Source organism: Syntrophobacter fumaroxidans MPOB (assembly GCF_000014965.1).
Classification (GTDB): Bacteria; Desulfobacterota; Syntrophobacteria; order Syntrophobacterales; family Syntrophobacteraceae; genus Syntrophobacter; species Syntrophobacter fumaroxidans.
This window is the reverse complement of record NC_008554.1, coordinates 1,502,859-1,528,902: the sequence shown is the minus strand read 5'-3', so window position 1 is coordinate 1,528,902 and position 26,044 is coordinate 1,502,859. Positions and strand designations below refer to the sequence as shown.

General features: G+C 60.0%; 20 protein-coding genes and 1 tRNA gene. 8 read left to right on the top strand and 13 right to left on the bottom strand.

Annotated elements, in window-relative coordinates:
* Positions 1-20: 20 nt before the first annotated feature.
* The 11 genes from pnp to SFUM_RS06390 all read right to left on the bottom strand — a co-directional run bounded on the left by pnp (position 21) and on the right by SFUM_RS06390 (position 10,873).
* Complete coding sequence (gene pnp, locus SFUM_RS06435; protein ID WP_011698097.1) at positions 21-2,120, bottom strand: polyribonucleotide nucleotidyltransferase; 2,100 nt, start codon at positions 2,118-2,120, stop codon at positions 21-23.
* Between the two features lie 58 nt (positions 2,121-2,178).
* Positions 2,179-2,442, bottom strand: a complete 264-nt coding sequence (gene rpsO / locus SFUM_RS06430) for a 30S ribosomal protein S15 (RefSeq protein ID WP_041440055.1) — start codon at positions 2,440-2,442, stop codon at positions 2,179-2,181.
* A gap of 158 nt (positions 2,443-2,600) precedes the next feature.
* Entirely contained in the window at positions 2,601-3,599 is a 999-nt protein-coding gene (truB, locus tag SFUM_RS06425; RefSeq protein ID WP_083763967.1) for a tRNA pseudouridine(55) synthase TruB, read from the bottom strand.
* Positions 3,596-4,576, bottom strand: coding sequence for a DHH family phosphoesterase (locus SFUM_RS06420; protein ID WP_011698094.1), 981 nt, complete (start codon positions 4,574-4,576; stop codon positions 3,596-3,598). Before SFUM_RS06420 ends, truB begins: the two co-directional genes overlap by 4 nt.
* Positions 4,569-4,922, bottom strand: a complete 354-nt coding sequence (gene rbfA, locus SFUM_RS06415; RefSeq protein WP_011698093.1) for a 30S ribosome-binding factor RbfA — start codon at positions 4,920-4,922, stop codon at positions 4,569-4,571. The genes SFUM_RS06420 and rbfA overlap by 8 nt, the downstream gene beginning before the upstream one ends.
* Positions 4,923-5,009: 87 nt before the next feature.
* A complete protein-coding gene (locus tag SFUM_RS06410) occupies positions 5,010-5,303 on the bottom strand; it encodes a DUF503 domain-containing protein (protein WP_041440053.1) in 294 nt (97 codons plus the stop codon).
* 19 nt (positions 5,304-5,322) lie between these two features.
* Positions 5,323-8,211, bottom strand: coding sequence for a translation initiation factor IF-2 (infB, locus tag SFUM_RS06405; RefSeq protein WP_011698091.1), 2,889 nt, complete (start codon positions 8,209-8,211; stop codon positions 5,323-5,325).
* Positions 8,212-8,379: 168 nt separating this feature from the next.
* Entirely contained in the window at positions 8,380-8,625 is a 246-nt protein-coding gene (locus SFUM_RS24100) for a YlxR family protein (protein WP_353743162.1), read from the bottom strand.
* A 21-nt stretch (positions 8,626-8,646) separates the two neighbouring features.
* Complete coding sequence (nusA, locus tag SFUM_RS06400; protein ID WP_011698090.1) at positions 8,647-9,996, bottom strand: transcription termination factor NusA; 1,350 nt, start codon at positions 9,994-9,996, stop codon at positions 8,647-8,649.
* Positions 9,997-10,067: 71 nt separating this feature from the next.
* Positions 10,068-10,574: a ribosome maturation factor RimP gene (rimP, locus tag SFUM_RS06395; protein WP_011698089.1), complete on the bottom strand. Its 507-nt coding sequence runs from the start codon at positions 10,572-10,574 to the stop codon at positions 10,068-10,070.
* 223 nt (positions 10,575-10,797) lie between these two features.
* A tRNA-Gly gene (locus SFUM_RS06390) sits at positions 10,798-10,873 on the bottom strand.
* Positions 10,874-11,450: 577 nt separating this feature from the next.
* Here SFUM_RS06390 and dnaE point away from each other — a divergent pair.
* The 4 genes from dnaE to SFUM_RS06370 all read left to right on the top strand — a co-directional run bounded on the left by dnaE (position 11,451) and on the right by SFUM_RS06370 (position 18,960).
* Complete coding sequence (gene dnaE, locus SFUM_RS06385) at positions 11,451-14,945, top strand: DNA polymerase III subunit alpha (RefSeq protein ID WP_011698088.1); 3,495 nt, start codon at positions 11,451-11,453, stop codon at positions 14,943-14,945.
* A gap of 157 nt (positions 14,946-15,102) precedes the next feature.
* Positions 15,103-15,561, top strand: a complete 459-nt coding sequence (locus SFUM_RS21500) for a DNA polymerase III subunit chi (protein ID WP_011698087.1) — start codon at positions 15,103-15,105, stop codon at positions 15,559-15,561.
* Positions 15,562-16,061: 500 nt separating this feature from the next.
* The gene (locus SFUM_RS06375; RefSeq protein ID WP_011698086.1) at positions 16,062-17,615 is read left to right on the top strand and encodes an acyl-CoA carboxylase subunit beta; all 1,554 of its coding nucleotides are present in this window, start codon (positions 16,062-16,064) and stop codon (positions 17,613-17,615) included.
* A 163-nt stretch (positions 17,616-17,778) separates the two neighbouring features.
* On the top strand, positions 17,779-18,960 hold the full coding sequence (locus SFUM_RS06370; protein ID WP_011698085.1) for a M20 metallopeptidase family protein: 1,182 nt from the start codon (positions 17,779-17,781) through the stop codon (positions 18,958-18,960).
* A gap of 71 nt (positions 18,961-19,031) precedes the next feature.
* Here SFUM_RS06370 and SFUM_RS06365 read toward each other — a convergent pair whose 3' ends face one another.
* Together SFUM_RS06365 and selB are read right to left on the bottom strand one after the other, a co-directional pair.
* Complete coding sequence (locus SFUM_RS06365) at positions 19,032-19,322, bottom strand: Dabb family protein (RefSeq protein ID WP_041440047.1); 291 nt, start codon at positions 19,320-19,322, stop codon at positions 19,032-19,034.
* A 29-nt stretch (positions 19,323-19,351) separates the two neighbouring features.
* Positions 19,352-21,280, bottom strand: a complete 1,929-nt coding sequence (selB, locus tag SFUM_RS06360; protein ID WP_011698083.1) for a selenocysteine-specific translation elongation factor — start codon at positions 21,278-21,280, stop codon at positions 19,352-19,354.
* A gap of 270 nt (positions 21,281-21,550) precedes the next feature.
* On the opposite strand from selB, the gene SFUM_RS06355 reads away from it, so the two are divergent.
* From SFUM_RS06355 to SFUM_RS06340, 4 genes are all read left to right on the top strand, one after another.
* On the top strand, positions 21,551-22,738 hold the full coding sequence (locus SFUM_RS06355) for an aminotransferase class I/II-fold pyridoxal phosphate-dependent enzyme (protein WP_011698082.1): 1,188 nt from the start codon (positions 21,551-21,553) through the stop codon (positions 22,736-22,738).
* 208 nt (positions 22,739-22,946) lie between these two features.
* Positions 22,947-24,269 carry a homoserine dehydrogenase gene (locus SFUM_RS06350; protein ID WP_011698081.1) on the top strand — a complete coding sequence of 441 codons (1,323 nt, stop codon included), beginning with the start codon at positions 22,947-22,949 and terminating at the stop codon, positions 24,267-24,269.
* A 24-nt stretch (positions 24,270-24,293) separates the two neighbouring features.
* Entirely contained in the window at positions 24,294-25,517 is a 1,224-nt protein-coding gene (locus SFUM_RS06345; protein WP_011698080.1) for a cofactor-independent phosphoglycerate mutase, read from the top strand.
* Between the two features lie 101 nt (positions 25,518-25,618).
* Positions 25,619-26,044, top strand: coding sequence for an acyl-CoA thioesterase (locus SFUM_RS06340; protein ID WP_041441878.1), 426 nt, complete (start codon positions 25,619-25,621; stop codon positions 26,042-26,044).

The window sequence follows — 26,044 nt, the reverse complement described above, 5'->3', positions numbered from 1 at the left end:
TCGTGTGCGTTCAATACCCTCTATTGGCCGCCGCCTTCAGGTTTTTCGAGGGCAGCTTTCCGACTCAGGCGGATTCGCCCGTCCTTGTCGATTTCGATGACCTTGACAAGAACCTCGTCCCCTTCCTGGACCACGTCGGTGACCTTGCGCACCCGCCTGTGCTCGAGCTGGGAGATGTGTATCAGACCTTCGATGTTGGGCAGGATTTCCGCAAAGGCTCCGAAATCGGTGACGCGTACAATGCGGGACATGTAGAGCTGCCCCACCTCGGGTTCCTGCGTCAGCCCCCGGATCCGCTCCACCGCCTTGTCGCAGGCGGCGCCGTCCGGGCTCATGATGACGACTTTTCCGGAATCTTCGATATCGATCTTGGCCCCCGTTTCGGCAACGATGGAACGGATGACCTTCCCTCCCGGTCCGATCACGTCGCGGATCTTTTCCGGGTTGATCATGATGGTGATGACGCGGGGGGCGTACGGGGACAGTTCAGGCCTCGGGGCCGACAGCACTTCCTTCATTTTCCCCAGGATGAAGATTCGGCCGGCGCGCGCCTGTTCCAGTGCGCGCTGCATGATGCCGCGGTCGATTCCGGCGATCTTCACGTCCATCTGGATCGCAGTGATGCCCCGTTCGCTGCCCGTGACCTTGAAATCCATATCGCCAAGGTGGTCTTCATCGCCAAGGATGTCCGAGAGAACGATGATTTTGTCCCCTTCCTTCACCAACCCCATGGCGATGCCCCCGACCGGTTCGGTGATGGGAACCCCTGCGTCCATGAGCGCCAGCGAAGACCCGCAAACGGTGGCCATGGAGCTCGATCCGTTGGATTCCAGGACCTCGGAGACCACCCGGATGGTGTATGGGAATTCGCCGTCCCTGGGAAGCACGGCTTTCACCGATCGTTCAGCGAGAGCCCCGTGTCCGATCTCCCGACGTCCCGGCCCGCGGAGCGGACGGACTTCGCCTACGGAAAACGCGGGGAAATTGTAGTGGAGCATGAACGACTTGAAGGTTTCACCCGCCAGGGCCTCGATCTTCTGCTCATCCGAAGAGGAGCCGAGCGTCACGACGGCCAGCACCTGTGTTTCGCCGCGGGTGAAAACCGCCGAACCGTGAGTTCTCGGCAGAACGCCCGCCTGGATGTTGATGGGGCGGATCTCGTCGAACCTTCTTCCGTCGATCCGGCGGCCTTCCTCCACCATCATGCGCCGAACCACTTCCTTTTCCAGGTCTTCAAGAATATTGTCGATCTGCTTCGGGCGATCGGGATCATCGGAGACCAGTTCCGCCTGGATACGTTCTTTCAGGGCTTTCTTCCGATCGCGACGCGGGTGCTTTTCCGGCGTGGTCATGACCGCGCGCATTTCCGCCGCGGCGGCGTCCCGGACAGCCTGGACCAGGGATTCATTCCTCACCACCTCGGGAGGCGCCTCCTTTACCGGTGCGATCCTGCGCTGAAGCTCGTCCTGGGCGTCCAGGATGGGGAGAATGGCTTTGTGCCCGAAGTCGATGGCATCGACGAGATCGTCTTCCGAAACGAAATCCGCGCCGCCTTCGACCATCACCACCGCGTCGCGTGAGCCGGCCACCACGACGTTCAGGTCGCTCTCGAGGAGTTCCTTCGCGCTGGGATTGATGGCGAAGGATCCGTTGATTCTGCCGACGCGTACGGCCGCCACCGGTCCCTGGAAGGGCACCGGGGAAATATGGAGAGCCGTCGAAGCTCCGGTCAGCGCCACGACATCAGGTTCATTCTCCATGTCCACCGAAAGGACTGTGGCGACCACCTGAGTCTCGTAGCAGTATTTTTTCGGAAAGAGCGGACGGATGGGCCGGTCGATCAGGCGGGAGGTCAGAGTTTCCTTCTCGCTCGGACGGCCGATCTCGCGGCGGAAGAACCCGCCCGGAATTCGCCCCGCGGCATAACTCATCTCCTGATAGTCCACCATAAGAGGCACGAAATCGATTCCTTCCCGAATTCGGTCCTCCTTCGTCGCTGCAATAAGCACCACCGTGTCTCCGTAACGCATGAGCACGGAACCGCCGGCCTGGCGGGCAATCTCCCCGGCTTCGAATACCATCGGGCGACCGCCGACTTCCACTTGAACTGAATGCTTCATAGGTCATTTCCTTATTTTGAACGATATCTCGCCCCGAGGGAGAGATGACCAGGCGCGGCTAGCGGCGCAGTCCCAAACGTTCGATCACGTTATTGTAACGTTCGGCGTTCTTCTTTTTGAGGTAATTGAGGAGCTGCCTGCGCTGTCCAACCAGCTTCAGGAGGCCCCGGCGTGAATGATGATCTTTCTTGTGCATTTTAAAGTGTTCCGTCAGATAGCTGATTCTCTCACTGAGCAGGGCTATCTGCACTTCCGGGGACCCGGTATCGGCCGAGTGCACTTTGAATCCTTCGATGATTTCCTTCTTCTTTTCAGGGGTCATTACCACGGCTTGATCCTCCTTGAACGTGATAAAGTATTGTGTGTTGACTGATTGCGACCCAGGTCGCCCGGTCGTCAGTCTCTGGATGTCAATCGCAAGACCTGTGGACCATTCTTGTTTGCGTTCCTCTGAATTCAGTCATGGACTGAAACCTCTCCTCAAAGTTGAAACACGCGTAAACGGCGTTGGTGCTCCGATTCCGGCCACGGCCACCAGAGTGCCGCCAGGCGTCCGTCGGCGGTGACGATACGCACCGGTCCCACGCGCCGGGAAAACCGTCCGGAGTGTTCCGCCTCCCAGTCTGCGTCAAGCTGTCCGTACCGCAAGCGACTGAGAACCTGCCCGTCCTCGATCGTCAGCGCGGGCAGGTGCGAAAGCGCGTCGGCCATGGGAACGAGCTTCGCCAACCAGGAGCCGTCCGAAGCCCCGTCGTGCATCTGCTCCAGCGAGCTTGCCCGCTCCAGGCCGAAGGGGCCGCACGCGAGCCGCCGCAGATGCATGACGTGAGCCCCGCATCCCAGGCGCCTCCCCAAATCCGCCGCCAACTGACGAACGTACGTGCCCTTCGAGCACTTCGTTTCCAGAACAACCTCGGGGTAACGGTAGGAAATCAAGTCGAAGCGATGGATATGCACTTCCCGCCTGGGCAGCTCGACATCGATTCCCTTTCTCGCCAGCTCGTACAGCCGTTTTCCCTGAACCTTCACGGCCGCGTACCGAGGAACCTCCTGCACCTGTGTCCCCTCGTGCAAGCGCACCGCCTCCAGCAGTTCCCGTTCGGACGGGACCACGTCATCGCGGGTGCGCACCACCGTGCCGGTCCTGTCGAGCGTATCCGTTTCGATGCCCAAGCGCGCGGTGAAACGGTAGACTTTGGTCTGGCCGGTCAGCTGCTCGGCGAATCGAGTGGCCTGGTTCACGCATACAAGGAGCACACCCGTGGCGAAAGGGTCCAGCGTTCCGCAGTGGCCTGCCTTGCGAAGGCCTAACAGCCTCTTGACCCTGGTGACGAGGGTCGAGGACGTCATTCCTTCAGGCTTGTCGAGAACCAGGAGCCCGCTCGGCTCCTTTTCGCGCATGGCGAAATCGGGGCGGGAGGGGTTACCGCCCGTGGATGCCGTGCTCGATTGCGCGGTTATGGGAAACATCTCTCTCATGCAATATAGCTCAACGCTTCAGTGGTAAATGCAGACCGGACCTCCTCCAGGTTCCCGGCGACACGAAACGCGGCCGCCTGCCGATGACCTCCTCCGCCGTATTTGTGGGCGAAACCGGCGACATCGACATCCCCCTTGGACCTCAGACTGACGTGCACCATTCCGTTGCGGCCTTCCCGGAAGAGCATGGCCAGCCTGACCGGCCGCACCGAACGCAGCTCATTGATGAACCCTTCGCTGTCCAGGTGGGAGGTTTCGGTTTCGGCCAGCATTTTCTGGCTCAGTTCCGCCGCGGCGAGGCGGTTGTCGGCGTGAAACGTCACGGTGGCCAGGACTTTGGCCAGCAGCCGCAAACGCTGGGGCTGGCCGGAGTCGTACACGTATTGGGCGATCAGTGACGGCTGCGCCCCCGATGCGACAAGCCTGGAGGCGATTTCCAGCACATCGCGGTTGGTGTTGGAAAACCGAAAAGACCCGGTATCCGTCAGGATTCCCGTGTAGAGCTGGGAAGCGATGTCGGCGTCGAGCGGCACTTCGAGCATGGAACTCAGGCGATACAGCATCTCGCATGTGCTGCTCGCCGAAGTCTGCACCCAGTTGATGTGCCCGAAGACGGATTTGCCGACATGGTGGTCGATGTTGATCAGCAAAGGGATACGGGCAATCGCTTCCGCAAGCTCGTCCCCCACCCGCTGGAAGTCTCCGCAGTCCACGGTTATGGCTACATCATAAGAAGAGGGATCGGAAACGTCGTGCCTGATGTCCTCTGCTCCGGCCAGGAAATCGTACCCGATGGGAAGCGGGTCGGCGCAATACGCATCGGCTTTCCTGCCCAGTTTGCGCAGCATGAAAGTCAGCGCAAGGACCGACCCGACGGCATCGCCGTCGGGCCTGACGTGGGTGACCACGAGGAATCGCCGGCCGGCCTTCACGGCCCTGACGATTTCCGATAAGATTTCGAGCTGCGACTCATTCATTCTTATGCAATTCTTTCAACAGGCGTTCGATCTTGTCCCCGTACTCGAAGGAGCTGTCGTAGTGGAAGGAGAGTTGCGGAAGATATCTCAGATGCAACCTCTTCCCGAGTTCCAGGCGCATGAAACCCTTGCCCCTGTTCAGCCCGAGGGCCGCCGAACGCTTTTCCTCTTCGGTTGCCGCGCCCATGAGGCAAAAGAATACTTTGGCATTCTGCAGGTCGTCGGTCACTTCAATCGCGGTGATGGTGACCTTTGAGACCCTCGGATCCTTGATCCTGCGCAGGAGCAGATCCGCCATCTCCCTGCGCAGCAAGTCTGCAACCCGGTCAGCCCGTTTGTATTCCATGGTCGATCACCTCAAAATCCGGCATTGCGGCGGTATTGAACCGCTTCCCGGCTTTCGATCCGTATTCCCGCACGATTTCCCAAATCACTATTCCCCGAGAGGAATCAGCTCGATCTCCTGCGCTACGAGCTCCGCAAGGCCGAGCGACTCCATGAAAGCCATGATGCGGTCCAAAACCGAATTGATCACCCGTCCGTCGCTGCCGATGACCGCGATGCCGATCGTCGCCTTCTGGTGGAGGTCCTGGTCGGCGACTTCCGCAACGGACACGTTGAACCTGTGCCGGCTCTTCTCAACCAGGCTCTTGACCACGCTGCGCTTGTCCTTGAGCGACTGATTCCCATGGAGCCTGAAGACCACTCGAGCAACTCCCACCGTCATGGCTGCGCTTCAATCCCGATCATTTGTCCCCCGGCGGGGATTCCAGGACGGGCTTCATCTCCTGAAGTTCATAGACTTCGAGGATATCACCCACCTTGATGTCGTTGAAGTTTTCGACGCCAATTCCGCATTCGAAGCCCGCCTTCACTTCCTTGGCGTCATCCTTGAATCGCCTCAGCGAACTGATTTTTCCGTCATAGGTGACCACGTGATCCCGGAGCACGCGGCATTTGGCGTTTCTTTCCACGCGCCCTTCCAGGACGAAGCTGCCCGCGATCATGCCGATCTTGGGAACCTGGAAGGTCTGTCGCACTTCGGCGCGGCCGATCACGTTTTCCTTGAAGACGGGTTCGAGCATGCCGACCATGGCGTCCTTGACGTCGCTCAGGAGTTGATAGATGACATCGTAGTAGCGCACATCCACGTTCTCCTGATCCGCCAGTTCCTGCACCTTCGTCTCCGACCTGACGTTGAAACCGATCACGATGGCATTGGAGGCGGATGCGAGCATCACGTCCGTTTCAATGACGGCACCGGTACCGAAATGGATCAGACTGACCTTGACTTCCGGGGTGGACAGCTTGAGCAGCGAATCCGTGATGGCCTCGAGAGAGCCATGCACGTCGGCCTTCAGGATCAGGTTCAGTTCCTTGATTTCGCCTTCCTGGATCTGTTCGAACAGACTCTCCAGGGTGACTTTGCTGGTCCGCGACAGCTCCTTTTCGCGGAGCTTGACGAGGCGGTGTTCCGCGATCATCTTCGCCTGCCTCTCGTCCGGCAGGGTGATGAAATCGTCTCCGGCATTGGGCACGCCCGACAGCCCGAGCACTTCCACGGGCATTGACGGTCCCGCTTCATCCAGCCGTTGCCCGCGGTCGCTGAACATGTTCCTGACACGACCGGAATTCACGCCGCACAGGTAGACGTCGCCGGTGCGCAGGGTGCCTTCCTGGATCAGGATGGTCGCGACGGGCCCTCTTCCCTTGTCCAGCTTCGCTTCGATCACCCGGCCGCGCGCCGGCTTTGCAGGGTTGGCCTTGAGCTCGAGCAGCTCGGCCTGGAGCAGGACCATTTCCAGCAGTTCCTCGATACCCGTGCGTTTCTTGGCCGATATTCCCACCATGGTGACGTTTCCACCCCATTCTTCCGGGATCAGCCCGTGCTCGGCGAGCTCCCTCTTGACCCGGTCGATGTTGGCGTTGGGCTTGTCCACCTTGTTGATGGCGACAATGATGGGCACTTCCGCCGCCTTGGCGTGATTGATGGCCTCGATCGTCTGCTGCATGACGCCGTCGTCTGCGGCAACCACCAGAATCACGATGTCCGTGACCTTGGCCCCGCGGGCCCGCATGGAAGTGAACGCTTCGTGGCCCGGAGTGTCGAGAAAGACGACGTTCCCGTTGGGGAGCATCACATAGTAGGCGCCGATGTGCTGAGTGATGCCGCCGGCTTCCCCGCCGATCACGTTCGTATCGCGAATGGCGTCGAGCAGAGAGGTCTTGCCGTGATCGACATGGCCCATGACGGTAATGACGGGTGGCCTTCGGATGAGGTCTTCGACCCGGTCCTCACGGACCTGGAGGAGTTCCTCTTCCTCGAACCCGGTCTTCTCGACTTCGAATTCAAACTCCGAGGCCAGCAGGGCGGCCGTGTCAAAATCGACAGCCTGGTTGATGTTGGCGGGCAGGCCCAGCAGCAGGAGCTTCTTGATCAGTTCCGTGGCCTTTATCCCCATCTGTTTGGCCAGGTTCGCCACGGTTATGGCTTCGTCGACCCGGATTTTACGCTTTCCCGGCTTCACGACGGCGATTTCGGGCCGCGCCGGCTCCTTCGCAAAAGGTCGTCTCTTGTCCCCCTTGAGCCGACCGCGATCGTCCTGGGCGGCGATCTCCTGTTTCGAGTAAAGGTCTTCGCGCTCGAAAACCTCCTTGCGCCGGGTGCCCTTGGCCTTGCGTTCGGCAGCCTCCTTCTCGAATTCCTCGGGACGGGGCCGCTTCTTGCGGGGAGCTTCCTTGACCTCGACCTCTTCGGTCTTGACCTGGATGCGGGTCGCCAGGTGAGCGGGCAGGACCGCTTCCTCTTCGGGTTCCTCCGGGATGATCTCCGGGAGCTTGATGATCCGCGCAGGCTCATCCTTGCGCACCTTCTTGCGCCGTCTCTTCTTAGCCTTCTTCGGTCTGGCCTTGTCGTCTTCCTCTTCTTCCTCGTCGGTTCTTTCGGCAACCTGGCCGGCGGCAGACTCGGCAGGCACGAGGGTGAGCTCAACGGGGGCGGGGGAGGGCAGCGGTTCAGCGAGCGATTCGGGTTCAGCGTGTTTCACCTTCGTTTCCTTCTCCTCGGGGGGTTTGCGTGCCGGCGCAGGCGCCTCCATCGGCGGACGGGCCGGTTTGACTTCCGCCGCGGGCGCAGCGACCGGGGGAACGACTGTCTGGGGTTCCACGGCGAGTTCCGAGGCGGCGGCCTCTTCGGGTTTTACTGCCGGAATGAGGGGCTCAGGTGCCGGCTCGGGTTCTTCGGGGAGTTGCGGCTGGGCGACGCCCACCTCGGGGGGAAGCTTCGAGATGGGTTCCGCGATCAACTCCGGCGCCTCCACCGGTTGAGCGGGCATCTCCGCCTCCACGGGCAACGCCTCGGACGCGACGCGTTCCTCACCTTCGGCGGGCGCAGCGGCGGATTCTCCTTCGGTCAGCTTCTTTCTTCTTCGGATCACGGCTCTGCCGATACGCTTTTCTTCAACGGTCTCGGTCTTCGCCTCGGAAAACTGCTGACGGATCTTCAAGACGGCGGAGTCGGTCAGAGTGCTCATGTGGTTCTTGACCTGTATCCCCAGCTTAAGGATGCGATCGATCAGGTCTTTATTGTCCATGTTGAGTTCTTTCGCAAGCTCATGCACCCTCATTCGCGTCATCAATACTTCCCCCTTGTAGTACTATCGCACAGTACGTGGTGATCTATTTCGAACCTCCTCCCCGTCGGTCGATCGAGCCGTCCGGAGAACCCGGAGCCGGAAAGCCCGGCTGCGGTCCCTGGGGAAAAGAGGTGAACATTCCTTTTCGATTCAGGAATCCGGACCGGTTCAAACACGGCCGGTTCCCCGACCAACGTCTGGGGCCAATCCTTTCGCTTTGTTGCGGAAAGCCTTCTGGACCCGCTTCGTGAAGCTCAATCGGGGCAGGCATTCCGGGCAGACGTAACCGCCACGTCCTCCCACACATTGATCGCGATCCACCACCACAGACTTCTCTTCGAAGCTGAGGGCCACACGAACAAGGTAGCGTTTCGGTTTCTTGACCGCGCAAACCAGACAAGTTCGAATGGGCACATGACCCCGTTTCAAAAGCGGTTACTCCCCCTGAACCTGTTCCTCGGAAACCTCGACCAAGGACTCCGGGGACTCGGAAGCCTCCCCGTCCTGTTGCGTTTCGTTTCCCTCGGAAGCGGCTTCCGCCGTCGTTTCATTTTCCAGTACCAATCGTCCCGCCTCGGCCTTCATCTCCTCGATGACGGGTCCTGCCAATTGGGTGAGTTCCTCCAGCTCCGAGCCGCTTGCATCGATGAATTCCTGGAGTGAAGTGATCCCCGCTTCGTAGAGCCGGTCGGCAAGTTGTGCCGTCAGACCATTGATGCGCAGCATGGATTGGTATCCGGTCTGCTTCTGACGTTCGTGCCGGCTTTCGTTCTTAACGTCTATCCGCCAGTTGGTGAGGCGCGATGCCAGGCGGACGTTTTGCCCTTTCTTGCCGATGGCCAACGACAGTTGATCGTCGGGTACGATGACTTCCATGCTGCGGTTGGCCTGATCGATGATGACCTTCGAAATGATCGCCGGGGCCAGCGCGTTCACCACGAACTTCGCCGGGTCCATGTTCCAGGGCACGATATCGATCTTTTCCCCCCGCAGTTCCTGAACGACGTTCTGCACGCGCGTTCCCTTCATGCCCACGCAAGCGCCCACGGGATCCACGTCCGTGGCTTTGGAAATCACGGCGATCTTGGCGCGCGAGCCCGGTTCCCGGGCCGCGCTGATGATGCTCACGATGCCTTCCACAATCTCAGGCACCTCGCCGTGAAACAATTGAATCAGAAAGTGAGGATGAGTCCGGCTCAGGACGATCTGAGGTCCCTTGCTGATCTTCTTCACGTCCAGCACGTAAGCCCTGACCCGGTCTCCCTGGCGAAAGACTTCCCTTGGAATCTGCTCCTTGGGCGGGAGAATGGCTTCCGCCTGTCCCATGTTCACCACGATGCCGCTCTTGTCCACGCGCTGGACGACTCCGTGTGCGATCTCTCCCTTGCGACTCTTGAATTCCTCGTAGACGACTTCGCGCTCGGCGTCTTTCATCTTCTGAATGATGACCTGCTTGGCGGATTGCGCGGCAATACGGCCCAGTGTCTCGGTATCCATCCGGATACCAAGCTCGTCCCCAATTTCGCTTTCGGGATCAAGCTTGATCGCTTCCGCCAGGGAAACTTGTTTGTCCGGATCGGTCACGGTCTCGACCACTTCCTTGAACTGAAAGGCCTCGAGCTCACCGTATTCTTCGTTGTAGGTGACGTCCAGGTCCTGTCTCGTCCCATACTTCTTCTTGATAGCCGATTTGATGGCCTCCTCGAGCGTATGGATCAACGTCTGGCGGTCGATTCCCTTCTCGCGGCTCACCTGGTCGATCAACCGCTTAAGTTCACTGGCCATGGTTTCTCGTCTCCTCGCGTGGTCTCATGACATAAACGCCGTATCTCTGTGGCAGCTTATTCCGCAAATCCCTAATCCTCTTGAGAATCGAAATAGCGCAAGCGCGCGCGGTCCATGTTCGAGAAAGGGATTTCGAACAACTGGTTGTCGCAATCCATCCTGATCCGTTCGACGCCGACTTCCTTGAGAATCCCCTTGAAATTGCGGCGCGTCCCAAATGGAACCAAAGTTTTGACTTCAATCACCTTACCGACGACCTTGGCAAATTGTTCCCTCTTGCGCAATGGCCTGTTCAGCCCCGGCGAGGAGACTTCCAAATGGTAAGGATAGTGAATGATATCAGCCACATCAAGGAGGTCCCCCACGACGCGGCTGATTCTGGCGCAATCATCCACGGACACTCCGCCTTCCTGGTCCACGAACACGCGCAACACCCAGCCGGGAGATTCCCGTCGGTATTCAATTTCGATGATCTCCATCCCTTCCGCCCGAATCACGGGTTCCGTCAGGTCCCATACCTGCCTGACGATACGGTCGACCTTTTCCTCACCACCGGGCGCGGGATCACTCTTTTTCATGCCTGCATCGCCTTCCAAAAACAAAAAAAGCGGGCCGGTAAACCCACTTCTCTTAGCAGACGCGACAATAATCTAATGTTAGCCAGAACAGGTTTCTCCAGCTTATCGCCGGAGAACCCGGAAGTCTTGTCATCCACTGATCGAAGTAAGCCTGCTACCGGGATTGGACTGCAGCCACCTCAAAAAGGGAAGCCTTCTTTGTCAAGAAGGGATGCCTTTACCCTGGAGCGGGCGACGGGATTCGAACCCGCGACCCCAAGCTTGGGAAGCTTGTGCTCTACCAACTGAGCTACACCCGCCTGAGCCCAGAACAGAGGAATAGTAGCCGATGTAAAAGCATGAAGTCAAGCCGATTCTGCATCGGACGGGCGCTCAGCAAGCGCGTCGCGTCGATAAGGATACCCCCGGACAAACCGAAAGCCGGGGCCCTCCTTCACCCGGCTTTCAGTGGAGTTAATGTAGGCAGGCAGTTGAGTAGAGTCTATGGAAAAGATGCGAATATGAAATGGGGTGAACCCTGTATTTTCTCATGGGGAACCACAGTATATTGACCGGAAGGGAAAGCTCCTCACGGATTCCTGGAGCTTCGGCCCGGGGGTAGGGGCGGCCGCCTTTCCGCGTCCGAATGCCCCTTGCGGGGGTAGGGCGGCAGTTCAATTTGCGGATGGAAACCGCCTCGATTTGATGTACGATAAACGGGTGATTCGGGACACCTCCGGACTCGTCCCGCCGATGCAAAAGGAACCTTTGGCCCGGGACTGCCCGTGCGAGAGACGGCGCGTTTTCGCATTCGAGGGCGGCCTGCCGCGCCGGGGGGCGGGAAGAACGCGCCGCGCCGTCCCTTTATTTTATTGCCGGGAGGAAGGAACAGCCTGCATGAATGCCTTCGTTCATCTTCACGTTCACACTCAATACAGTCTTCTCGATGGGGCCATACGCCTTACGGATTTGATTGAAACGGCACGGAGCATGGAGATGCCGGCGGTGACCATGACGGACCACGGCAACATGTTCGGGGCACTCGAGTTCTACGAAAAGGCCAAGGCGGCCGGGATCAGGCCGATCATCGGTTGCGAGGTCTACCTCGCTCCGAGGAGCCGGCACGATCGCCACGGCAGAGCCGAAGGTTCGGGGACGGGCGAAGAGGACAGAAACTACCACCTGGTGCTGCTCGCAAAGGACGCGACCGGTTATCAGAACCTGATGAAACTGGTGAGCGCCGGCTACCTTGAGGGCTTCTACTACAAGCCCAGAATAGACAAGGAGATTCTCCTTCAACACCACGAGGGATTGATCGGGCTTTCCAGCTGCCTCAAGGGAGAGGTGGCGACGCTCCTGTCGCGGAATCAGGAGAGCGCCGCGCGGGATGCCGCCCGCGAGTATGCCGGCATCCTCGGTCCGGATCACTTCTACCTGGAATTGCAGGCGAACGGGATGCCCGAACAGGCGAAGGTCAACGAACGGCTGATCGTCATGGGCAAAGAGCTCGGCCTGCCCCTGGTCGCAACCAACGACTGCCACTATCTGCGCAAGAGCGATGCCCGCGCCCACGAAATCCTGCTCTGCATCCAGACCGGGAAGACCGTGCTCGATGAAAAACGCATGAAGTTCCAGACGGATCAGCTCTACTTCAAGTCCCCGGAGGAGATGGCGCGGGAATTCGCCCATGTTCCCGAAGCGCTGGAGAATTCGGTGGCCATCGCCGAACGCTGTCGATTGGAGCTGAAGCTCGGGGACTATCATTTTCCGGTGTTTCCGCTCGATGAAGGGGAGAGCGTCGAAGACAAGTTTGAAAAAACGGCGCTAGAGGGGTTCCGGCGGCGACTGCGGGAACTCGAAAAGAGACGCTCCGGGTTCTCCGAGCAGGACCGCGGGGAGTACGAAGAGCGGCTCCGCAGCGAGTTGGCCGTCATTCGGGAGATGGGCTTTGCCGCCTACTTTTTGATTGTCGGCGATTTCATCAACTACGCCAAGAGCCACGGCATACCCGTCGGGCCGGGGCGCGGATCGGCGGCGGGAAGCCTGGTCGCCTACGCCATGAACATCACCGACCTGGACCCCATCGAACACGGGCTGATCTTCGAGCGCTTCCTCAACCCGGAACGCATCAGCATGCCGGATATCGACGTGGATTTCTGCATCCGCGGACGGGAGGAAGTGTTCAATTACGTTTCGGAAAAGTACGGCAAGAACCGTGTCGCCCAGATCACCACCTTCGGAACCATGCAGGCCCGGGCCGTGATCCGGGACGTGGGCCGCGCCCTGGCAATGCCTTACAACGAGGTGGATCGCATCGCCAAGCTGATCCCGTCGTCGCTGGGAATGACATTGGAAAAGGCCTTCCAGGCGGAGCCCCGCCTGGCCGAACAACAGCGGGAAGATCCGCAGATCAGGGAGCTTTTTGAAATCGCCTTCGCCCTTGAAGGACTCACCCGGCACGCCTCCACTCACGCCGCCGGGGTGGTCATGGCGGACAGGCCCATCGTGGAGTACATGCCTCTCTACCTCGGTCAGGACGGCGAGGTCGTGACCCAGTACCCCATGAAGTACGTGGAAAGGGCCGGCCTGATCAAGTTCGACTTCCTCGGGCTGAGGAACCTCACCGTCATCGATGACGCGGTTCGTCTCATCCGGGAAACCCACGGCCTGGAATTGGACATGCTCGCGCTGCCGCTCGATGACCGGGATACGTACGCCTTGCTCAGCCGGGCCGACACCACGGGCGTTTTCCAGCTGGAAAGCTCGGGAATGAGGAACATCCTGGCTCGCCTGAAACCCGAGAACTTCGCGGATATCGTCGCTCTGGTCGCCCTCTACCGCCCGGGCCCGCTCGAAAGCGGGATGGTGGAGCTTTACATCCAGGGAAAGCACGGCCAGATCGAGATCACGTACGATCCGGAGATTCTGCGGCCCATCCTTGAGCCGACCTACGGGGTTATTCTCTACCAGGAACAGGTCATGAAGATCGCCAGCGTGATGGCGAGCTACACTCTGGGCGAGGCGGACGTGCTGCGCCGCGCCATGGGCAAGAAGAATGCCGAGGCCATGCGCGACCAGCGCGCCCGGTTCGTGGAGGGGTCCAGGAAGAACGGAATCCCCCTCGCCAAGGCCAACCATATTTTCGACCTCATGGAGAAATTCGCCGGCTACGGGTTCAACAAGTCCCACAGCGCGGCATACGCGCTGGTGGCCTACCAGACCGCCTATCTGAAGACGCATTACCTCGTCGAGTTCATGGCCGCCCTGCTCAACAGCTTTCTGAGCAGCTCGGACCAGGTCGTGAGGCTCATCAGTGAATGCCGGGAGAAGGGCATCGACATTCTGCCGCCGGACGTGAATGCGAGCAGCAGGGACTTCACGGTGGTCGGCGGAAAGATTCGCTTCGGGTTGGGGGCGGTCAAGAACGTCGGAGAGGCGGCCATCGAGGTGATATTGAACACGCGGGTCGAACGCGGCCCGTTCAAGTCGATCCACGACTTCTGCCTGCGCGTGGACACGCAGCGAGTGAACCGCAGGGTGCTCGAACAGTTGGTGAAATGCGGCGCCTTCGATTCGATTCATTCCTGCAGGGCCGGAGTCATGGCGGCGCTCGACGACGCTCTGGACAAGGCCCAGGCGGTCCAGAGGGATCGACAGTCGGGCCAGATCAACATGTTCGACCTGCTCAAGCCCCGGACAAAGGCGGGAGCGTCCGCTCTGCCGGAGGTGCCCGAATGGGACGGGCGGCAGACGCTTCAGTTCGAGAAAGAGGCCCTCGGGTTCTATATTTCAGGCCATCCCCTGGATTCCTACGCGGCGCAGATCTCGCAGCTGTGCACCGCGGACACCCAGGCCGTGAAGGAAAGGAAGGAGGGGGCCGAAGTCATTCTGTGCGGAATGATCAGCATCGTGAAGGAACTCACCACCAAGAAGGGGGATCGCATGGCCTTTCTTGCCATCGAGGACAAGGAGGGCGTGCTCGAAGTGGTGGCCTTCTCGGAGACGTTCATGCAGTCGCGGGACCTGTTGCAGACCGATGAACCGCTGGTGGTCGTCGGCAAGGTTCAGCACGATGAAAAAGGGAGCAAGATCATTGCGAATCATGTTCTTTCTCTGGAGGACGCCCAGGTTCAGACCGTTGAAGAGGTCCGCATCCGCCTGATGGCGGATGCCCTGGACCGGGACGGGCTGACGCGGCTCCGTCACCTGTTGATCAGCCATCCGGGCGGATGCAGGATCCTCCTGCATCTGCAGGTTGCAGACACGGGAGAGGCGGTGATCGCCGTCAGCGACAAGCTGACGGTGAGCCCTACCAAAAACTTTTTCCAGGACATGAGCCTTCATTTCGGACCGAATTCCGCGGAGCCGGTGTACAAGATCTGCGCCGCGTGAAAAGGGCCTGATGAGCATTCCCGTTCGGGTTTTGAAACAAACGGGCGCGCGACGGACCGGTTGGTGAACCGGCCGGGCAGGTCGCGGCCGCATTCGCCCGGTTTGGGCAACACGGGAAAAAACCCACGACGGCAGTCCATTTGACGTGTCGAGGCATATGGCTGAATCGCGAATTCTATTCGTGGAAACCGTTGCCGCGGAGCAAAGAAAGCTCCTGTGCAACATCGTCGAGCACTTCTACGAGGCCGGGCGGAAAGTGCAGGTGGTCGCCGACTCCACGCTCGGCGCACAACACATCGACCAGATGCTCTGGACCTTCTCCGACCGCAGCTTCGTTCCGCACCGGATTCTCGATCCGGGGCGAGGCACGCCGCTTGAACCGGTGGTCATCACCGTGGGGGAACGAATTCTGGACGGGTTCGACACCGTCGTTTGCGACGCCGAATGCCGCCTTGATTTCATGACGGCGTTCGAAACGGCGGTCCACTTCGTCATCAGGGATGACGTCGACCGGCGTCTGCAGAGCCGACGCATGTGGACGGAGGCCCGGGACCGCGCGCTTGCGGTACGGCACGTGCCGTATGCCACCGGCATGGATTTGAAAGGTCTTGTGTAGAAACAGGAAGGGGGAGGGCGGTGGCGGCCTTGGTTCCCGGGGGCGAAGCCTCGGCGCCCCGCGCGTATGCAAGACGGTTCCGCGCCATGAGGGGGGGAACGGGAGGTGGGGGTGTGACTTTTTTCACCAGGCTTGAACAGGGCAACGTTCCGGGGTTCGGACTTTTCCGGGTCGCGGTTTGCCGGTGGCACTCATAAGATGCATAAATCCGCCCCATCTCTGAAGCCTCACCGAAATGGGTCTGCCGTAGCGATTTTTGCTTTCGGCGGGAGGTCGCTGTCGTTGAAGATTGCTCAAATAGCTGTGGAACCAGGGGCGATTCTTGTGCTAAAGTCGACTTCGATCGAATTCCGGGAAACTTCTGAGCGGATAATGTGAATCTTTGGACGAATTGGCGGGGAAAGCGCTTGACATGTTCTATTGAACCGCTAGAATGTTTCAACTTGTCAAGTGGATGCTAACCAGGGGTTCTTTCATCGTGAAACGGAGGAGAAGCGGATATGGGAAGGGTTGCAGACAAGCTAAAGGAACTGCGTGAGCGGGAAGCGAAAATCAAGGAAATGGGTGGCGCCAAGGCTGTCGGCCAGCAACATGAGCGTGGCAAGCTGACCGCTCGTGAGAGGATAGACCTCTTTTTTGATCCCGGTACCTTCCGTGAAATCGACATGTTCGTGAAACACAGAGGGACCCTGTTCGGGATTGATAAGGTGGACATTCCCGCTGACGGTGTCATCACGGGATACGGTCTGGTCAACGGACGCCAGGTGTTCACGTTTGCGCAGGATTTCACGGCGCGGGCCGGAAGCCTCGGCGAAATGCACGCGAAGAAAATCACGAAGGTCATGGACCTGGCGCTCAGAGCCGGCAAGCCGCTCGTCGGTTTCAACGATTCCGGCGGCGCCCGCATCCAGGAAGGTGTGGATTCACTTTCCGGTTACGGCCAGATCTTCTATCGCAATGCCATCGCATCGGGAGTCATTCCCCAGGTTTCCGCCATCATGGGCCCCTGTGCCGGCGGTGCGGTGTACTCCCCCGCAATGACCGATTTCATTTACATGGTGAAGAAGACCGGCCTCATGTTCATCACCGGTCCGGACGTCATCAAGTCGGTTCTGGGCGAAATCATCACCCAGGAAGAGCTCGGCGGCGCCATGACCCACAACTCCAAGAGCGGTGTCGCCCACTTCGCCTGTGAGAGCGATGCCGACTGCATCGAGCAGATCAAGAAGCTGCTGGCCTATTTCCCCGACAACAACATGGAAGACCCGCCCATGGTTGCCACCGGGGACAATCCCACCAGGCTCTGTCCCGAGCTGGACACCATCATTCCTGAAAACCCGATGGGCGCCTACGATATCAGAGACGTCATCCGGTCTATCGTCGACGACGGCGAATTTCTCGAGGTGCATGAGCATTATGCCCCGAACATGGTGGTGGGATACGCCCGCCTGAACGGCAGGAGCCTCGGCATCATCGCCAATCAGCCCAAGTTTTTGGCCGGCTGCCTGGACTGCGATTCCTCCGACAAGGCGACCCGCTTCATCCGGTGCTGCGATGCCTTCAATATCCAGATGCTGACCATCGCCGACGTGCCGGGCTACCTCCCGGGGAAGGTGCAGGAATGGGGCGGCATCATCCGTCACGGCGCCAAGCTTCTGTGGTGCTACTCGGAAGCCACCGTGCCCAAGATCACCCTGACGACCCGCAAAGACTACGGCGGATCCTACCTGGCCATGTGCTCCAGCGATCTGCGCGCCGATTTCGCGTTTGCCTGGCCGACCGCCGAAATCGCGGTCATGGGTGCTGAAGGCGCCGCAAACGTCATCTTCAGGAGAGAAATCAGCGAATCGGCGGATCCCGTGGCCAAACGGCAGGAAGTGATCGACAATTACCGGAATGCCCTCTACAATCCGTACATCGCGGCATCCAGAGGGTACATCGACGCGGTGATCATGCCGTCCGAGTCGCGCGCTCGCCTGATCGAGGCTTTTGAGATTCTGGCTTCGAAGCGTCAGGCTCTGCCGCCGAAGAAGCACGGCAACATTCCCGTGTAGGCTCGCTGGGACCTAAAACTGGACGAACCAGGGCAGGTATCGAGGGCGGTGCCCTGCGATCCTGCCCTTTTTCGGTTTCAGGGCCAGGGTTGGCTTATGAGGAAAAATCAAGCCCGATTTTCCCTTGCCGGGGGAGGCGGGCTTTTTTGTTCGGAGAGAGAAGATGCCCGTCAGCGGTCTGCCGCCCATGCATGAATGGCTCGTGGAATTGAGAAGACACTTCCACCGGTATCCGGAACCGGCATTCGGGGAGGAAAAGACGGCCGCGAAGATCTGCGAGGTTCTCGACGCGCTTGGAGTGCCACACCTCAGGGAGGTTGGAGGCACGGGGGTGATTGCCGCCCTGGGATGTCGGAGGCCGGGGGGAACGCTGGCGTTGCGCGCCGACATGGACGCTCTGCCGTTGGATGAGGCCGGCGATGTGCCCTACGGCTCACTCAACCCCGGCATGATGCACGCCTGCGGACATGACGGGCACATGACCGTGGCGCTCGGCGTCCTGCGGCTGCTGCTCGAGAACGATTGGCCGGAACGGGGCGGCGGGAAGGTGCTTTTCATCTTTCAACCCGCGGAGGAGGGCGGGCGCGGGGGCGCGCTGGCCATGCTCGAAACCGGGCTGTTCGACCCGGAGCGGATCGACGCGATTTTTGCGGTGCACATGTATCCGGAGCTGCCCGTCGGAAGGATCGCGCTTGCCGCAACCACGAGCAATGCGGCATCCGACAGCATCTCCGTTCGCATCGTGGGAAAAGGAGGACACGGGGCGCACCCCGAGCTGTGCGTGGACCCGATCGTCGCAGGGTCCTACTTCGTCGCTCAACTGCAAAGCATCGTCAGCCGCAGCGTGCCGCCTCTGGACAGTGCCGTGCTCACCATCGGCAGCTTTCACGGGGGGACGGCGCGCAACATCATTCCCGAGGAAGTGCGAATGGAGGGGACCCTGCGGACGTTCCGATCCCAGGTCCGGGACCTGGTGTTGCGACGCGTGGAAGAGGCGGCGCGAGGGCTCGAATCTTCCCATGGCGTGGTCGTCGAACTGAAAATCGATTCGGGATATCCTCCCGTGGTGAACCATCCGTCCGTGGTCGAATATGTCGTGGACAGGGCGCGGGGACTACTTGGCGCCGAATCCGTTCTCCTGGAGCCCCCGTCCATGGGGGCCGAAGACTTTGCCTATTTTCTCCAGCGGTGGCCCGGGGCATTGATACGTCTCGGCTGCCACGATCCGGCCAAAGGGTTTGCGCACGGGCTCCACTCGCCGCACTTCGATTTTGACGAAAGCGCCCTGGATGTAGGGGTGAAGCTCGTGGCGGACCTGCTCACCCATTTTGCCCAAACGGGCTGAACGACGGTGCCGTGATTGCCCGGAAAGAAACGATCCCGGAGTCGCGGGCGCGGGGCGAATCTCCTGACCGCCTAGTAGGTGAAATCCACGGCCAGCAGACCTTCGGCGACCTTTTTCACTTTTCCCACCACTTCCACGTGACTGGGGTGAACCTGGTAGCGTTTCATGGCGTCGAGATCGGCGAAAGCCGCAACCAGGGCGAAATCGTAGGATCGCTCGGCGCGCACCACGTCCCGCCCGAATTCGAATCCCTTGATTTCGGGGATGATGGAAGGGAGCGCGCGCAGGCCCTTCTCCATATCGGCGATTTCGGCTTCCGTGGCGTCCTTCTTGAACTTGATGAACACGATGTGCTTGAGCATCAATTTCTCCTCTGTGCGGCCGGCTCCGGTCACTGGCCGGCCTTGCTTTCCCGCAGCCTGCGCATGTCTCCGATGCGAATGGTCACCTTCTGCGAATCGAAGTATTCGAGCAGCGGAATCGTGTATTTTCTGCTGGCCTGAGTCATTTCCTTGAATTGAGGGGTTGAAATCTCGCCGTTCTCCTTGAGAAACGCCACCAGTCGAGCTTGCAGCTCGGCCATGGCCGCGGCATGAAAATAGATGTCCTCTTTTGCCTTGACGAGGATCCCCTGGGACACCATCCATTCGAGCACGTCCTGGTGTTGCCGCGAAGTGCCGGGCAGGTCGGCGGCGATCTCTTTGACGAACGGCGGTTGAAGGCCCGCGGCGCGAAAGACCTGCTCGATCTTTCGCCGAATGACATCCTCGTCCCCGGAAAGATCGATCTTATGGGACTTCAGACGCACCCACTCCATTTCCTGTGCGATGCGGTCCTCATCGGTGAGACTCCTCAAGGCGAAATTATACAGCTTGACTTCAACCGGCTTGCCGAGCTGTGCCGAAAGCTCCTCCTTGGGCATGCCCGTCTTCAGGGGAAAGCGTTTGTGGTACTCGGCAAGGGTGCTCAGGACGGCCTGGCGGAGTTCTTCCAGGGCTTGCCGGTCGATGAGGCGCCGGTTGTCCTTGTCGAACAGGGTGACGGTCTTTTGGCTGATCAGCCGGTGCAGCTCTTTTTCAGTGGTTTTGGGGGACACATTGGCGCGAACCTGCAGTTCGTCCTGGGACAGGCCGGCCCATCCGGCGGCCCGGATATGCCATACAAGAATCTCGGCGTCGTTGCTATTGGAGAGGGTCTCGAGGGCCTTGGCGGCTTCGCGTTTTTCGTGGCCCTTGTGTTTTCGGGGCAGCGGATTCAGGATGCTCCCCCCTCCGATGGTCTGGACAGGGGAGTAGGACCTGACCACGAAACGGTCTCCGCGCAATGCGGCAATGGGCTGATCCAGGCGGATCTGGGCGAAGGCTCCTTCTCCCGCGAGCAGTTCCACCCGGTCGAGGAGAACCACGGTGGCGATGTGTTCGGCGGTGCCGGTATGAAACCGGACCTTTGCCCTGTGCTTGAGAGGGCGCGGCGCCGCGGCCAGGAGCTCCATTTGCACGTCGACCATATGGGTTGCCACGACGGCCCCCGGGGTGGCCACCACATCCCCCCGCTGGATCAACGCCCGTTCCATGCCTTGCAGATTGATGGCGGTTCGCTGTCCGGGAAGGACTTCCTGGACTTCCTTGCTGTGCACCTGAAGCCCCCTCACTTTCGATTTCAGCTCCGAGGGGTAGATCATGACCGGATCACCGATGCGCAGCCGGCCCGACATGCTCGTGCCGGTGATGACGGTCCCGAATCCGCGCATGGTGAACACCCGGTCCACAGGCAGGCGGAACGGTCCTTCGACGCTCCGGGGTTCAACTTCTTCATAAAGGCGGGTCAGTGCCTGCTTGAGCTCGCCGATCCCCTCTCCGGTGGCCGCCGAGACGGAAAGGATCGGCGCCCCTTCCAGGAAAGTGCCCTTGAGAAAATCCGCGACGTCTTCACGCACCATCTCGAGCCAGTCGGGATCGTCCACCAGGTCGATCTTGGTGAGTACGACCAATCCCTGCTTGACGCGAAGCAGTTCGCAGATCTCCATATGTTCCCGGGTTTGGGGCATGACCCCCTCATCGGCGGCAATAACGAGCGCAACCAGGTCGATCCCGGTCGCGCCGGCGACCATGTGCTTGACAAACCGCTCGTGGCCCGGGACGTCGACAATGCCGAGCCGGTTTCCGTCGGGGAGATCCATGTGGGCAAACCCGAGCTCGATGGTGATGCCCCTGAGCTTCTCTTCCTTGAGGCGATCCGTGTCGATGCCGGTAAGCGCTCTGATCAATGAGGTTTTGCCGTGATCGATGTGTCCCGCCGTGCCTAAAATGACCTGCTTCATTGGCTTGCCTTATCCGATCAACGTTTATAGAATTACCGAATTCAGTCCGGGCCGAAATGGCCGTACCTTAACAGAACGATCCCGCCGAATACAAGGGGTTTCCGTCCATCGCGGCGCGTTTGAGCATTCCGGAAGCGGCATTGCCGGCTCATGTCCGGAGCTTCCGCCGGTTCATGTGCGCAATTCCCGACATCGGGGTGCCTGAAAGATTTTGACAATGGAAAACCTCTCGTATAAATTTCTAAAGTTTAAAATGGAGGAAGAGAAGCCATGAATTTCAACATTGCACAGCGCAGTCGGATGTACCGGCTGCCGCCGTACGTCTTTGCCCAGGTCAATGCCTTGAAAATGGAACGGCGAAGGGCCGGTGAGGATATTATCGACCTCGGAATGGGAAACCCGGACCTTCCCACTCCCAAGCACATCATCGACAAGCTGGTCGAAGCCGTCCGCAAGGCGCACAATCACCGCTATTCAGCTTCCAGGGGAATCACCAAGCTTCGCGAGGGCATCGCCACATGGTACCGCCGCCGCTACAATGTAGAGATCGATCCGGAGCGGGAGGCAGTGGTCACCATCGGCGCCAAGGAGGGGCTTTCTCACCTGGTGCTGGTGCTGGTCAGCCCCGGTGACGTGGTTTTCTCTCCCAATCCCACTTACCCCATTCACCCCTATTCCGCGATCATTGCCGGAGGAGACGTCAGGTCCATCCCCATCGGGCCTGACCGGAATTTTCTGGAAGATCTCGAATCCGCCACGAAGCAAACCTGGCCCAGACCGAAACTGCTGATCATTTCCTTTCCTCACAATCCGACCACGACCGTGGTGGACCTGGATTTCTTCCGGAAGATCGTGGACTTCGCAAAAGAACACCACATGATGGTGATTCACGACCTGGCTTATGCCGATCTTGCCTTTGACGGGTATGAAGCGCCCAGTTTTCTGCAGGTGCCGGGCGCCAAGGACGTCGGAGTCGAATTTTTTTCCATGTCGAAAAGTTACAGCATGGCGGGGTGGCGGGTCGGGTTCTGCGTGGGAAACGAAGAGATGGTTTCCGCGCTCACCCGGATCAAGAGCTACCTGGATTATGGTGTGTTCCAGCCGATCCAGATCGCGGCGACCATCGCGTTGCAGAGCGACCAGGACTGCGTGGACCGCATTGTATCGGTCTACCAGTCCCGGCGTGACGTGCTGGTGGACGGACTGAACCGCATCGGTTGGCCTCTGGAGAAGCCCAAGGGAACGATGTTCGTCTGGGCGCGAATTCCGGAACGGTTCAGAGCCATGGGTTCGGTGGAGTTTTCCAAGCTCCTGATCGAGGAGGCCAAGGTTGCCGTCTCTCCCGGCTTGGGTTTTGGAGAATACGGCGATGAATACGTCCGGTTCGCCCTGGTCGAGAACGAGATGCGGACTAAGCAGGCGATAAGAGGATTGCGGCGGGCGTTCAACCACAAGTAGGCAAAGATGGAGGACGGCGCGGCGGCTTGACGCTGTCGGCCATTTGCACGCACACGAGCCAAAGACCCGCGCCGGCGATTCATTATTGAGACGGGGAGGCGTCCCGAATGGGACGGAGACCCTGCCCCCGGCCGGCTCGCATGTCTTCGGGCGCCTCCGTGTTCCGGGGCGCTCGGTTTTTTTGGCCATTTCGAAATTCGAGGGTGAGATGCGCTCTATCAGAGTTGGACTGATCGGTTGGGGGACGGTGGGTTGCGGGGTCATCCAGGTGTTGCGCGAAAATGAGGCGGACATACGGAATCGCCTTGGAGTGCCGCTCGAATTGCGGCGCGTGGCCGATCTGGATATCGACCGACCGAGGCCCGTGTCGGTGCCGCGGGACCTGCTGACCAACCGTATTGACGACATTCTCAACGACCCGGACATCGACATCGTGGTGGAATTGATCGGAGGGCTGGATGCGGCGCGGGAGGTCATTCGCCGGGCGATCGATTCCGGCAAGCACGTGGTTACGGCGAACAAGGCGCTGCTGGCGCATTCCGGCAACGAACTGTTCCGGGTTGCGGCCGAGCGGGGGCGCGCCATCGGCTTCGAGGCTTCCGTGGCTGGAGGAATCCCGCTCATCAAGGCTTTGCGCGAAGGGCTCGCGGGAAACCGTATCCAGACGATTTTCGGTATCCTGAACGGCACGGCCAACTATATCCTCACCCGCATGGCGGAAGGGGGGCTTTCCTTCGAAGACGCTCTGGGCGAGGCCCAGCAGATGGGGTACGCCGAAGCGAACCCGGCGCTCGACGTGGAAGGAATCGACACGGCACACAAGCTGGCCATAGCGAGCGCCCTGTCCTTCGGCACTCCCATTCGTTTCGACGAGGTTTACACGGAAGGCATCTCGCACATCGACCCTGACGATATTCAATTCGGGGAGGAATTCGGCTACAGTCTGAAATTGCTCGCCATCGCGCGCCACATGGACGGACGCATCGAAACCCGGGTGCATCCGACGCTCATACCGCGTCATCATGTGCTCGCCAGCGTAAAGGGGGCTTACAACGCCGTGCATGTTCAGGGCAATGCGGTGGGGAATATCATGCTCTACGGCATGGGGGCGGGCATGATGCCGACGGGAAGCGCCGTGGTCGGCGATCTGATCGACCTGGCTCGCGACATCCTCGGCAGCACCCCGGGACGAGTCCCGGCGCTCGCTTTCCAGCCGGATCGATTGGCCGAAATCGCGATAAAGCCGATAGCCGATGTCTCCACCTGTTACTATTTCCGTTTTTCCGCCCTCGATCAGCCCGGAGTCCTGTCGAAGGTCTCGGGGATTCTGGGGAAATTCCACATCAGCATCGCCGCGGTGATCCAAAAGGGTCGTCGGAAGGCTTCTTCGGTACCCATCGTGATGCTGACTCACGAAGCGCTGGAGAGTAATGTGAGGGCGGCACTGGCCGAAATCGACCAGCTCGATATCGTGACGGCTCCGACTCAGATCATTCGGATCGAAAACCAGGAAACGAACAATTTCTTCTGACGACCGTCGGTCTTCATCGTCGAGATGCAAATGGAAAAGAAATACGTGATTCTGGTGGGCGACGGGATGGGCGACTACCCGCTTGCGGAGCTGAACGGCAGAACACCGCTGGAGGCGGCTTCCACCCCACACCTGGACCGGCTCAGCTCCCGTGGTCGATTGGGGATGGCCAGGACCATCCCGGACTGCATGGAGCCGGGCAGCGATGTCGCCAATATGAGCCTGCTCGGTTATGATCCGCGGATCTATCATACCGGACGGGCCCCGTTGGAGGCCGCTTCCATGGGGATTCGCCTGGAGGAGCGGGATCTGGCCTTTCGTTGCAACCTGGTGAACCTTCGGCGCGATGCCTCGGGGGTCATGCGGATGGCCGACTACTCGGCGGGGCACATCTCCACGCCCGAATCCCGGGAGCTGATCTCGGCGCTCCAGGAGGCGACGGCCGGCAGTGTTTTGAGGCTGTATCCGGGGGTGAGCTACCGCCATTTGCTGGTTTGGCCGGAGGGGCCGCAAGGCTTGCCGACCACACCGCCCCACGACATCACCGGCGAACCGAGCGACCCTTATGGCGCGGTCTATCTCACCGATCCGGTGCTGACGGCCTTCATCCGGAAGGCCGAGCAAATCCTGGCCGGGCACCCGGTGAACCTCAACCGCCAACGGGAAGGCAAGCTCACCGCCAACTCGGTCTGGCTCTGGGGTCAGGGCAGGGCGCCCGCAATGCCCACCTTGAAGGAAAGATTCGGCCTCAACGGCGCGATGATCTCCGCGGTGGACCTCTTGAAGGGCCTCGGCGTCTACGCCGGGCTCGAGCCCATTGCGGTGCCGGGTGCAACCGGTTACCTCGACACGAACTACGCGGGGAAGGTGCAGGCGGCTATCGAGGCGCTGAGGCGCGGACAGCTCGTATTCATCCACGTGGAGGCGCCGGATGAAGCCGGCCACGAAGGCAGCCTGGAGAAGAAGATACGGGCCATCGAGGACCTGGACGTAAAGGTCGTTGCCCCACTGGTGGACGGCCTGCGCGAGTTCGCGGCGGTGCGCATGCTGATCGTCACGGATCACCTGACTCCCATCGAAAAGAAAACCCATGTGGCCGACCCCGTGCCTTTTCTGCTGGTCGAGGATCTGAACGGGGGGAACGCGGGTTCTTCCGATGCTCCCGCTTTCTGTGAAAAAACCGCGCGGGAATCGGGATGGCGTGTCGGGGACGGAGTGGATTTGTTCAAGGTTTTTATCGGAACCTGAAAAGACCGCATGATGGCGGGGAAGGGGGCATCTCCGGGGCGGGGCCGTGAAAGGACCGTGTCCGGGTTGTTCCCGGCAGGTTGCGGAACAGGATGGCGCTGATGCAAGTGAGCAGCCGGGTGCGGGTCATCTATGGCGATACCGATGCCATGGGGCAGGCCTACTACGGGAACTATCTGAAGTGGTTTGAGGTCGGACGTGCCGAGTGGTTTCGCAGTCGCGGTCTGACCTACAGGGAAGTTGAAAGCAGGGGAGTCTATCTTCCGGTGGTCGAGGCCCATTGCAACTACCGGAAGCCGGCCTTCTACGACGATGTCCTTACCATTGCGACGCGTTTCGCCTTCTCCGGGCCGGCACGCCTGAGGTTCGAATATGAAATCGCCAGGGACGGGGAGGTCCTCACCACCGGCTACACCATCCACGTATGTGTCACCAGGGACCGCAAGGTGCTCAAACCCCCCGCCTACCTTAGGAACGTGCTGGAGGGAGGCGGCGGTGCGGACGGGGCGGAGGATCGAGGAGCGTGA

Bases quoted from the DNA above. Each gene is read 5' to 3' on its own strand.
- rpsO (WP_041440055.1), bottom strand. From the start codon at position 2,442: ATGACCCCTGAAAAGAAGAAGGAAATCATCGAAGGATTCAAAGTGCAC.
- SFUM_RS06365 (WP_041440047.1), bottom strand. From the start codon at position 19,322: ATGCTCAAGCACATCGTGTTCATCAAGTTCAAGAAGGACGCCACGGAA.
- SFUM_RS06345 (WP_011698080.1), top strand. From the start codon at position 24,294: ATGCAAATGGAAAAGAAATACGTGATTCTGGTGGGCGACGGGATGGGC.
- infB (WP_011698091.1), bottom strand. From the start codon at position 8,211: ATGACGCGAATGAGGGTGCATGAGCTTGCGAAAGAACTCAACATGGAC.
- SFUM_RS21500 (WP_011698087.1), top strand. From the start codon at position 15,103: ATGGCTGAATCGCGAATTCTATTCGTGGAAACCGTTGCCGCGGAGCAA.
- SFUM_RS06350 (WP_011698081.1), top strand. From the start codon at position 22,947: ATGCGCTCTATCAGAGTTGGACTGATCGGTTGGGGGACGGTGGGTTGC.
- dnaE (WP_011698088.1), top strand. From the start codon at position 11,451: ATGAATGCCTTCGTTCATCTTCACGTTCACACTCAATACAGTCTTCTC.
- SFUM_RS06410 (WP_041440053.1), bottom strand. From the start codon at position 5,303: ATGACGGTGGGAGTTGCTCGAGTGGTCTTCAGGCTCCATGGGAATCAG.
- SFUM_RS06340 (WP_041441878.1), top strand. From the start codon at position 25,619: ATGCAAGTGAGCAGCCGGGTGCGGGTCATCTATGGCGATACCGATGCC.
- pnp (WP_011698097.1), bottom strand. From the start codon at position 2,120: ATGAAGCATTCAGTTCAAGTGGAAGTCGGCGGTCGCCCGATGGTATTC.
- SFUM_RS06355 (WP_011698082.1), top strand. From the start codon at position 21,551: ATGAATTTCAACATTGCACAGCGCAGTCGGATGTACCGGCTGCCGCCG.
- SFUM_RS06375 (WP_011698086.1), top strand. From the start codon at position 16,062: ATGGGAAGGGTTGCAGACAAGCTAAAGGAACTGCGTGAGCGGGAAGCG.
- truB (WP_083763967.1), bottom strand. From the start codon at position 3,599: ATGAGAGAGATGTTTCCCATAACCGCGCAATCGAGCACGGCATCCACG.
- rbfA (WP_011698093.1), bottom strand. From the start codon at position 4,922: ATGGAATACAAACGGGCTGACCGGGTTGCAGACTTGCTGCGCAGGGAG.
- SFUM_RS06420 (WP_011698094.1), bottom strand. From the start codon at position 4,576: ATGAATGAGTCGCAGCTCGAAATCTTATCGGAAATCGTCAGGGCCGTG.
- SFUM_RS06370 (WP_011698085.1), top strand. From the start codon at position 17,779: ATGCCCGTCAGCGGTCTGCCGCCCATGCATGAATGGCTCGTGGAATTG.
- rimP (WP_011698089.1), bottom strand. From the start codon at position 10,574: ATGAAAAAGAGTGATCCCGCGCCCGGTGGTGAGGAAAAGGTCGACCGT.
- nusA (WP_011698090.1), bottom strand. From the start codon at position 9,996: ATGGCCAGTGAACTTAAGCGGTTGATCGACCAGGTGAGCCGCGAGAAG.
- selB (WP_011698083.1), bottom strand. From the start codon at position 21,280: ATGAAGCAGGTCATTTTAGGCACGGCGGGACACATCGATCACGGCAAA.